The organism is Streptosporangium sp. NPDC048047, from assembly GCF_040653115.1.
Classification (GTDB): Bacteria; Actinomycetota; Actinomycetes; order Streptosporangiales; family Streptosporangiaceae; genus Streptosporangium.
In genome coordinates, this window is the sequence record NZ_JBEZNH010000106.1 from 1 (window position 1) to 8,660 (window position 8,660).

At 65.6% G+C, this 8,660-nt stretch carries 10 protein-coding genes; 9 read left to right on the forward strand and 1 reads right to left on the reverse strand.

Translation table 11 applies throughout. The features are described from left to right. The first annotated feature begins 48 nt into the window (after positions 1–48). The 6 genes from AB0D67_RS38510 (at position 49) to AB0D67_RS38535 (ending at position 5,298) form a co-directional block, all read left to right on the forward strand. Positions 49–264, forward strand: a complete 216-nt coding sequence (locus AB0D67_RS38510) for a DUF6573 family protein (protein WP_362947215.1) — start codon at positions 49–51, stop codon at positions 262–264. Then, on the forward strand, positions 261–1,178 hold the full coding sequence (locus tag AB0D67_RS38515; protein WP_362947218.1) for a hypothetical protein: 918 nt from the start codon (positions 261–263) through the stop codon (positions 1,176–1,178). Before AB0D67_RS38510 ends, AB0D67_RS38515 begins: the two co-directional genes overlap by 4 nt. 129 nt (positions 1,179–1,307) lie before the next feature. Next, positions 1,308–2,198, forward strand: a complete 891-nt coding sequence (locus tag AB0D67_RS38520; RefSeq protein WP_362947221.1) for a hypothetical protein — start codon at positions 1,308–1,310, stop codon at positions 2,196–2,198. A 145-nt stretch (positions 2,199–2,343) separates the two neighbouring features. After that, positions 2,344–3,084: a hypothetical protein gene (locus AB0D67_RS38525; protein WP_362947224.1), complete on the forward strand. Its 741-nt coding sequence runs from the start codon at positions 2,344–2,346 to the stop codon at positions 3,082–3,084. A 341-nt stretch (positions 3,085–3,425) separates the two neighbouring features. Beyond that, positions 3,426–4,016 (forward strand): hypothetical protein, encoded by a 591-nt coding sequence (locus AB0D67_RS38530; protein WP_362947226.1) that lies wholly within the window; start codon positions 3,426–3,428, stop codon positions 4,014–4,016. Between the two features lie 301 nt (positions 4,017–4,317). Beyond that, positions 4,318–5,298 (forward strand): DUF3427 domain-containing protein, encoded by a 981-nt coding sequence (locus AB0D67_RS38535; RefSeq protein WP_362947228.1) that lies wholly within the window; start codon positions 4,318–4,320, stop codon positions 5,296–5,298. A gap of 1,133 nt (positions 5,299–6,431) precedes the next feature. Here AB0D67_RS38535 and AB0D67_RS38540 read toward each other — a convergent pair. Beyond that, complete coding sequence (locus AB0D67_RS38540) at positions 6,432–6,815, reverse strand: hypothetical protein (RefSeq protein WP_362947232.1); 384 nt, start codon at positions 6,813–6,815, stop codon at positions 6,432–6,434. Between the two features lie 239 nt (positions 6,816–7,054). Between AB0D67_RS38540 and AB0D67_RS38545 the strand changes: the two genes are divergently transcribed. The 3 genes from AB0D67_RS38545 (at position 7,055) to AB0D67_RS38555 (ending at position 8,647) form a co-directional block, all read left to right on the forward strand. Next, positions 7,055–7,522: a hypothetical protein gene (locus AB0D67_RS38545; RefSeq protein WP_362947235.1), complete on the forward strand. Its 468-nt coding sequence runs from the start codon at positions 7,055–7,057 to the stop codon at positions 7,520–7,522. Positions 7,523–8,033: 511 nt separating this feature from the next. Beyond that, positions 8,034–8,285 carry a hypothetical protein gene (locus AB0D67_RS38550; protein WP_362947236.1) on the forward strand — a complete coding sequence of 84 codons (252 nt, stop codon included), beginning with the start codon at positions 8,034–8,036 and terminating at the stop codon, positions 8,283–8,285. Beyond that, on the forward strand, positions 8,282–8,647 hold the full coding sequence (locus AB0D67_RS38555) for a hypothetical protein (RefSeq protein ID WP_362947239.1): 366 nt from the start codon (positions 8,282–8,284) through the stop codon (positions 8,645–8,647). Before AB0D67_RS38550 ends, AB0D67_RS38555 begins: the two co-directional genes overlap by 4 nt. The last annotated feature ends 13 nt before the right edge of the window (positions 8,648–8,660 follow it).

Consider the following 8,660-nt stretch of genomic DNA (forward strand, 5'->3'; position numbering starts at 1 on the left):
CACAGATGTGATCATGGGGCCGCTGCTTTTTGATCTACTTCGCCAACAGTGTCTCAGGATGAGCGGGGCCGCCTGCACGATGTGCTGAACATGGCCAGCATCGCCGCGTCCCAGACCTCCGGGGACCAGGTGCGCTTCCGCATCGCCCGGGTACCCCGCCAGGGCAAGGGAACCCGGCCCCGTACGGTCACCTTGATCTGTCACATCGGCCCGGGAGACGACCCCCGGCCGGTGGTCACGATCATGACGCCGGAGGACGCGTGACCGGGCGCGCCCGTCTCGTGCGGGCACCGGTTGAGCGCCGAACCTCCATCGCCGCCCGCCAGCTCACCCTCGGCGAGCTGGATCCGGCCTCACCGTGGTGCCAGCGCTGGACCGAGAGCAGAACCCCCTCCTGGCGGCACCGCAGCGAAGGAGGCTTCAACGCCGACCGCTACGGTGTGGCAACACTACCTGAAGCAGGCGCCAAGGAATTCATTCTTACCTTTCATTATTCCGGCTCCTACCCCGCGGCCCGCCTGCGCTACGGAATGTGGGATCTGGCCGCACCACGACCTGAACTCGTCGGCGTCGCGGTGTTTTCGATTCCAGCCAGCCGGGCCACCCTCACCAACGCTTTCCCGGACCTCGATCCCTACGTGCAGAGTTTAGAGCTCGGCCGGTTCGTGCTCAGCGAAAGCGTGCCCGCAAATGGTGAATCCTGGTTTCTCGCCCAGGCGTCCCGGCTGGCCGCGGCGGAAGGCGTGCGAGGCGTCGTGAGTTTCGCCGATCCACGCCCGCGCCTGACACTCGGCGGGGACATCATCTTCCCCGGTCACTTGGGGATCATTTACATGGCCAGCAACTGCCTCTACGCCGGGCGCACCACGCCGCGCACCCTCACCCTGCTGCCCGACGCCACGGTGCTGTCGGAACGGGCCATGGCCAAGGTGCGAAACCAAGAGCGTGGCTATGGCTACGTCGAGCGCCAGCTCATCCGGTACGGGGCCGCTCCCCGCGAGCCCGGCGACGACCCCGCCCACTGGCTGAGCCGGCAACTGCCTGTCATCGGCGCCCGCCGGATCCGCCACGGCGGCAACCACCGCTACCTGATGCGCCTGGGCAGCCGCGCCCAGCGAACCCGCACCCGTATCGGCCTGGCGACCCGCTCCTATCCGCGGCAACTGGACCCGCTCTAGGCGCGCCGCGCCATCGAATCACCCATGTACGCCAGCGGGAAATTCCTCACCCCGTAATGTCACCGCACCCCATAGAGGATTTCCCGCCCCGCGTACGTCGAAGCTTTACCGCGGTACTCCGGTTGGATCATGGGAAAGCGGATCGCGCTAAAATTATGCAAGGGATCTTCTGGTGGCACCCAGAGATTCCAGAACATTTCCGATCCGAAACAGGAAGAGGTCGCGATGAGCGACATCTCCTCAGGGGAAATCGTCGGTGAATGCATCATCGACGGTCAGCGCATCCGAGTGCGGAGGACAACCCGCTACGACCTCATCGCCAATACCGGCGAGGTGGTCACCGCCGAGCAGCCGTTCAGTACCTACCCGTCCGAAGGGGAAATAGAGGCAGTCTGGACCCGCTGCCGCCATCACCTGGCCACCGTGGACGCCTTCACCCTCTGGGCAACGGCGGCCGGCATCACCGAAGAGGACCTGGATCCGATCGTCCATGACCTCTTCAGCGAACCGGCCTCAGAGACCAACAACCACGGTCTTGCCGGGCAGATCGAGGAAATGATCCGTGCCTACGGCCCGGAAGGAGCCCGCAACCTGCTCGCCGACTGCGTACCCGCCGCCCCCGGCCCGCTGTATGCCCTCAGCGAGCTGCGCGGACGTATGTCGACGGGATATGACGACGGGGCCGTCAACTCCGTTCTGGGTCAGATCAGCGAGGCTGTGAAGCAGCGCCTGGTGTGCGTGTGGGACAAGATCGACACCTGGGGAGTCGGTGGCAACTCCCAGTTCTACTGGGAGACAGAAGACGGCCAACTCCTCGAACTCGTCGGGGAGTTGTGGCCGTGGCTCAACGGCGACTCCCACAACCCGGGCACACCGCACTTCCCCGGTACCCCCGCTAGCTGGATCGGCCCGCCGACGGGCATGACCACCACCAGCCTCACCTGGACCGATGGGTTCCACAACTACGCCGGTTGGGACGACGACGAGCAGGACACAGGAGAGGACGCCGCCGCCGAGTAGGCGACGCCCGCACGCCTTTGCCTGCCCTGCCGCTGCGGTCAGGCAAAAGCCCCCATCCATATCAGATGACTTCTGGTCATGAAGGGTCCCCGATGGCACTCGGGGACCCCGATCAATCTCCGATCCGAAAGAAACGGACACCAATATGGGAAAGATCTCTTCGACGAAAATCGTCGGCGAGCACACCATCGACGGACGACCTGTCCAGGTCCAGCAGACCGTGTGGGCCGGCGGCGGCCTTAGCTACGACCTCATCGACGCCGACACTGGCAACATCCTCACCATGGAGGAATCGTTCGGCGCCTACCCCCCTGAGAGCCAGATGAGGGCAGTCCTGAACTCCCGGGCGGGCACACCTGGCCCGGCCGACCTGGTGGCGGCATGGGAGCGAGCCACGAAGGCTCACTACGCCAGGGCGGGCCAACTGGCCCGTCTGATCGCCGACACCCTCCGCACCCAGTATCCAGGCGCGGCCTACCTGGTTTTGGCGATCGGGGAGGATGAGACCGACCGCGACATAGAGCTGTTCCTCCACAGTGTGCGAGACGCCGACGGCGCCATCATCGAGGACTTCGAGCACTCCGGCGCTCTGCCTCCGATCGATCCCGACAGCTTCCTGCGCCGCGCCTGGGGAGAACTCAACCCGAGCAACCCTGTCGCCCTGCTGTGGCTGCTCCGGCAGCTCTACATCACCGGAGTGCAGTTCGACGAGCTCCCCGAAGACCTCCTCCAGGAGGACGACCCCGAGTGGCGCCCGATGTGCCTACTGCTGTCCGCCCAGGCACGCCCCCACGCCTGGGCGGACGAAGAGGATAAGGCGCAGCGGTTCGGACCGCGCCTCATGCGGCCCTACAGCGCGATCCCCTCGCCTTCGGCCAGTTCGTAGGGCGCCTTCGTGAGCAGTCGACCGTGCGGCCTATCAGGCGCGGAGTCCGATCCCCTCTCGCGCTCCGCCGCTGGGCGCGTTGGCCGCCGGTCGACCCCGGTACTCACCGGGTCTTTGATGCGTCGCTCCTCCTCGGCGGGAACGTCAAGACCGCCGACCCGCGGTCTTTCGGTACCGACCACCCTCGCACGGGCGCCCTCTGCGGCAAAAGCGCAACCGCGATGGGCCAGGGACGTACGTGGCGGGGCCGGTCCCCGGAAAACAGGACGCCTGCCCCGCCATTCGACGGCTTTCCGCCGAGGCGATCTTCCCATTCCACCCGAACCCTCCCGGAAGGGCCTATGAACGACCTACGCTTTCCCGCCTTGCCCGTCCCCGGCGACCTCATCCTCAACAATCCCGCATGGCTCTATCCCTCTCCGTGCGCGGCCGGATCCGGCATGGCCCATCTACGGATCTGGACCACTCGTACTGCCGCGCCGCATACCCATCTGGCGATCGTCAGCCAGATGGGTATCGGAGCGAGCGTCACCAACAGCGCCACCAGCATCCACGCCACACTGACGCACGCTTTGAACGGGCCGGTGGTCCTGCTCGAACACTGGCCCGAACAAGAAAGCCACGGCCCTGAACACCTGGATCAAGTCACCATCACCGCAGGGCAACCCGACTGGCGGCGCATCTGGCCCACCTCCGTGAGCAACCCCGACCGCAGCCGCTTTGAGACATGGATGAACCACCACGGACACCCGCTGCTCACCGACGCCACAGCGGCGGTGATCGACACCTGGATATGGGGACCGCACTGCCTGTCACCCCAACACGACGCCTGCCCGCGAGAGATGTGCAGCCTCACCGGAAACGCTGACCACCCGTGCCGTTCACAGAAACTCGGCTGCCCATACTGCGGAGCACCCCGCGAACCGATCTAGCCATTGACCTGTCACTCACCACCAGGCGATAGCCCGCCACACGACCGAGCGTTTTTCGAACTCCAATCTCCTTCACCGATCCATAAAGACTTCTGGCCGTTCTCCTCAACAACCTCGCTGCTCGCGGGAAGCGAATCGCGCCGCCACCTTCGAAGAAGAGGGCGGCGCGATTCGTGTATCTCTGCTTGCACGGCGGACCCGCAACCACAAATTATGCATTAACTGGTAATGTGTTCATTGCCGGATGTGGATGGCACTCCAAACCCGGCGTCACTTCTCCGATTCCGAAAAGGAAACAACCATGACCAGCGCCAACCGCCCAACGTGGAAAGAGCTCCAGCGCGAGCTCCGCAAACTGGGCGACGTGACCCTGACGGGATTTCTGAACGCCACCGAATTCACGATCGAAGACCTCTACCGCAACCGAGGAGGCTGGACGGCGCTGCGCCGCGCCGCTGGCCTCGCGCCAGCAGCGAGCGACCCGGCCCGCGATGCGCAACTGGGCCGGGCCTTCGGCCGCATGCTTCACATCGACGACACCGAGCGCCTGTCCTTCATGCACGCGTTTTCCGAGAGCATGGTCCGGCCGCCGGAAACGGTGCGGGAACACCGGATGCAGGCGATGCTGGACACGGCACTGTGGGGCGGCACCGAGTCCCACGCCGATGCGGCCATCCGGCTCAACCGGATCGAGAAAGACCGGCGCGCCGAACTCGGGCAACTGGCCGAGGTCTTGAGGAGCCGAGCCCGCACCACGGCCTCGCCGCTGCACGCCGACGTACCGCTGTGCGTGCACGCCCGCTACAGCAAGAACGAGGTCCTAGCCGCGTTCGGCGTGGACAAGCCCGCGCACATGCGCGAAGGAGTCAAATACGTCGCTCAACACCGGGCCGATGTGTTCTTCGTGACCATCGACAAGGCGGAAAAGGACTACACGGAAAGCACGCGTTACAGCGACTACGCCATCACTCAGGAGCGGTTCCATTGGGAGTCGCAAAGCGGGCTACGCGCTACCGCGCCCACCGCCGAGCGCTACATCAAGGGGCTCTCGACGGTCCACCTCATGATCCGCCGATCCAAGCACGACGAAGGCTGGGGCACCCCGCCCTACACCTATGCCGGGCCCATGCGCTACATCAGCCACAAGGGGGAACGCCCCATCGGTGTCGTCTGGCGGCTCGATCACGCTCTGCCGTCCGAGGTCTTCCAGTACGCCAAGGCCGCTCCCGATGAGGCGCTTCAAGCCGCTCAGGGTGACGTCCCCTTCGCTGCTGAGTCCTAGTACTTCAGTGATACTTCGTGACCTCACCGAATGAGGTCACATACAGAGGCCACCACGCGATCCTCGGAGCAGGAGCCTGGAGATCGCGTGGTGGCCGCAGGCGGCAGTGTGGGCGCCCCCCGGCTGGCTGGGCGGCGATGGGCGCCCTCACCCAGGCGGAGGCGCCGAAAGACCCGAGGGCTGGGATGCGGGTGCTGGACGTGCCGGTACGGATCCGGCAGGCCGGCTGCGCTCCCCGGCCCGGGACGGTTATGAAACCTTGTGCCCAGGGCGGCGATGCGGAACCTATGCGAGCAGGCCCGGGCGATTCCACCGTCGACCGGGAATTCCGGCTGCAGCGCCACGGCATGAGGCCGGAGGCCGCGGATCCAGGCGTCTCGCGCCGGAGCCGGTACCGTCCACGGCGAGCCGTTCGGCCGCGCCGCGATGAGGATGAGCTCGGGGCGGAGGTCTTCCATACGGTCCAGCTCCACGGGCGCCTCCTCGATTTCGAATGCACCGTGTGCCTTGTTCGTTCGCATACGCCCACGGCATGAGCCTGGACATAACGAAGCCCCCCACCTGGTCATGGGTGAGGGTTTTGCGCTGTGTACGACTATCAGGCGAGCCAGAGGCCGATAGCAGGCCGCTTCCAAAGCGAGCTTTGGCCGACTCACCCCACCCAGGACGGGCGTCTTGGAAAACCACCTCACCGTGCCGGATGGAGCTGGCAATCCGCCTGCCCCGGGCGGCCAAGCGCTCCAGCACCTGAGCAGCGGCCACTTCGTCCCTGCGCGCCTGGATGGGCGTAAGCCGTACAGGGCCAAGTATCCAGTACATGCCCGTAATGCGGGTCTTCACCGGTGGCGTGGAGGGTGGTGATCCTCGTGGGGCTGGGAGCGGTCGACACGGAGACTCTCCGTGGGGCTGGTACTGATTTGTGAGCGTGGCGAAAATGTGGCCAGGTGCTCGATCCCGTGTGCGGCTAGCCTACTATGGAAGGACTCCTCCGGGAGTTTTCAACCTGCGGGGCCGGCGAGGTTCCAATACAGAGCCCTCGGGCTCCGCTCGCCGGCCCTTCTTCATGTCCTGCTGCCAGAATCGGCTGAGCAAGGTCGCCGCCCCCGGGCTGTGAGGCTCGGGGGCGGCGGGGATCAATTCTCGGTGTCCCTGAGTCGCTGCTGAACCAGGTCGACGCTCGCCCCGATTCGCGTCAGCGCGTAGGCCATCGCTTCCAGGCGATGGGGTTGCGGCCCGACCAGTTCGGTCAGGTCGGCAATCGCGTGCGCGGTGTGCCAATCCAAGATCATCTTGTCCAGTATGGACGCCGCGAGACTGTCCAGAGGGAGGTCTCGCAAGGCCGCCCTGGCGCGCTCCAGGGCGGCGACGCCGATCCGGCTATTCCAGTCGTCCCTTTCGATGGAAGGGATTCGGATGGGGATCGGCAGCTCGCCGAGGATCTTGTCGATGACGATGTAGGCGGCCAAGAATCTGGCGCCCAGCTCGTCGAGCGGGTTGTTGTCGTGATGGTTGTCCACGCGATTTTCCTCTCTTGAGTTTTCAACCTGCTGTCGATTCGGGGGTTCCGCGCCCCTTTCGACATATAAAACTATACCGCAATTCTGTCCTGATGTGGGGCTTTCGAAGGACCGAAATAGAGGTTTCCGGTACGTCGAATCCCTGTCCTTTGGGGCACGACTGCGGTATAGTTTTATGTGCCGGAAGGGAGTTGGAACCTCGACCGGCAGCAGGTTGAAAACTCAAGAGAGGAGCCCTGGTGGGCGTAACCGCTCAGCACCGCACCAGCGTGGTGATCCGCCTCGCAGGAGAACACGACACCCTAATCGAGCGCCACGCGGACACCATCCGCGTCGGCATCCCCGGCGCCGTGATCACCATCTCCCACCACCTGGCCGCCAGATCGATCTGGACAATCTGGCGCGAGGCCGAAAAGATCCTGCCACGTATCTTCACCACCGACGGGTGCGCCGCCCCTTACCCGGCGCACCCGAAGACCTTGGCCCTGGCGTCCATCGCCTACAGCGGGTGGATCAAAAGCCGCGAACTCCAAGGGAAGATCGCCAGGTACAGCCCCAGCGGCCACGGTGAGCTGAAAGTGAAGGTCGGCACCCTGATCATCATCTGCGATGACCGGCCCTCCGCCACCAGCCAGATCGCCGCCTGGGCCCGGATGTACCGCCTCGCCCAAAGCGAGGTCTGGCCGGGGTCCCTCGGCGAACGGTGAGAGACGAGGGGGAGGCCCCGCGCAAGGGACCTCCCCCTCCACTCCCACCATCCACAGAACCCCGTTCGGGCTCTTCTCGCCGCGGCCAGCTCGCTCACACTGAAGGCCGCACACCGAAAGGGCACGCCTTGCCTCACCACCCGATTGCAGCCTCATCCCCGCCTACCGCTCAGTACACCGCGATGGTCACCGAGACGCTCCACACGTCGAGGTGAGCCCAGAGAAGCTACCCCCTGGCTCATCACCTCTGCACCGAGTGTCGCCAACAGCCATCCCCGGCGACCGTGCCTACCTGGCGATGGGCGGGTACGTCGTGATCGACCGTGAAAGGCACTGGCTGGTTTCGCTGGTCGCCGCCCGGCCTGAAGACGGCCCAGAGCAGGCAGCGGAAGAACTGGACCCTGCTGGCCCTACCGTCCCGGTCTGGCCGGTCACCCACCGGCCAGACCCACCCCCCAGCGACCCCGCACGGATCCAAAGGGCGGTCCAGTCCAGCTCCGAAAGGATGACCATGTACGAGATCCGAGACGACCTTGGCCACACGCTCGCCCGCGTGCCCAGCGCCGACGACGTCGACCAAGCGCTCGACGACCTGTGTGCCATGGCACATGCCCAGGCCGCAGCCAGCGGCGAAGGCGCCACCGACCTATGGCTGCGCCTGGTCGTCATCGACACCGCCACCAGCCGACAGGTGGCGTTTCGCCACTACAATCCGGACCCCGGCGAACCTTACGAGCCGCTCACCCTGCAGGAGGGCCGATGATCCCACAGGGCCGCGATGCGATCGACGCCGAAGGCATCGCCCAGCTGCTCGGCATGGCCTACAAGACGTTCCGCAACAAGGGAGGCGCCGCGGCGGTCGGCCTGCAACCCTTCACGCCAGGCCGCCGCAAACCGCTCTACGACCGCGCCCAGGCCGAAGCCGTCCGGGACGGTCGCCCGCTGCCGACGTGGCCGGTCGGAACACGCGAACACCCCGATGACCTCCTTGATGAGCAGGACGCCGCCGAGGCGCTCGGCGTCGAGTACTCGACGGTCCGCAAGGACCGCTCTACGGGGAGACTGCCGGGGTGGATAACGGTGTGCCGATCATCCGGATGTAGCCGCCGAAGGGGAGCCACTTGACGCCGTACTCGGT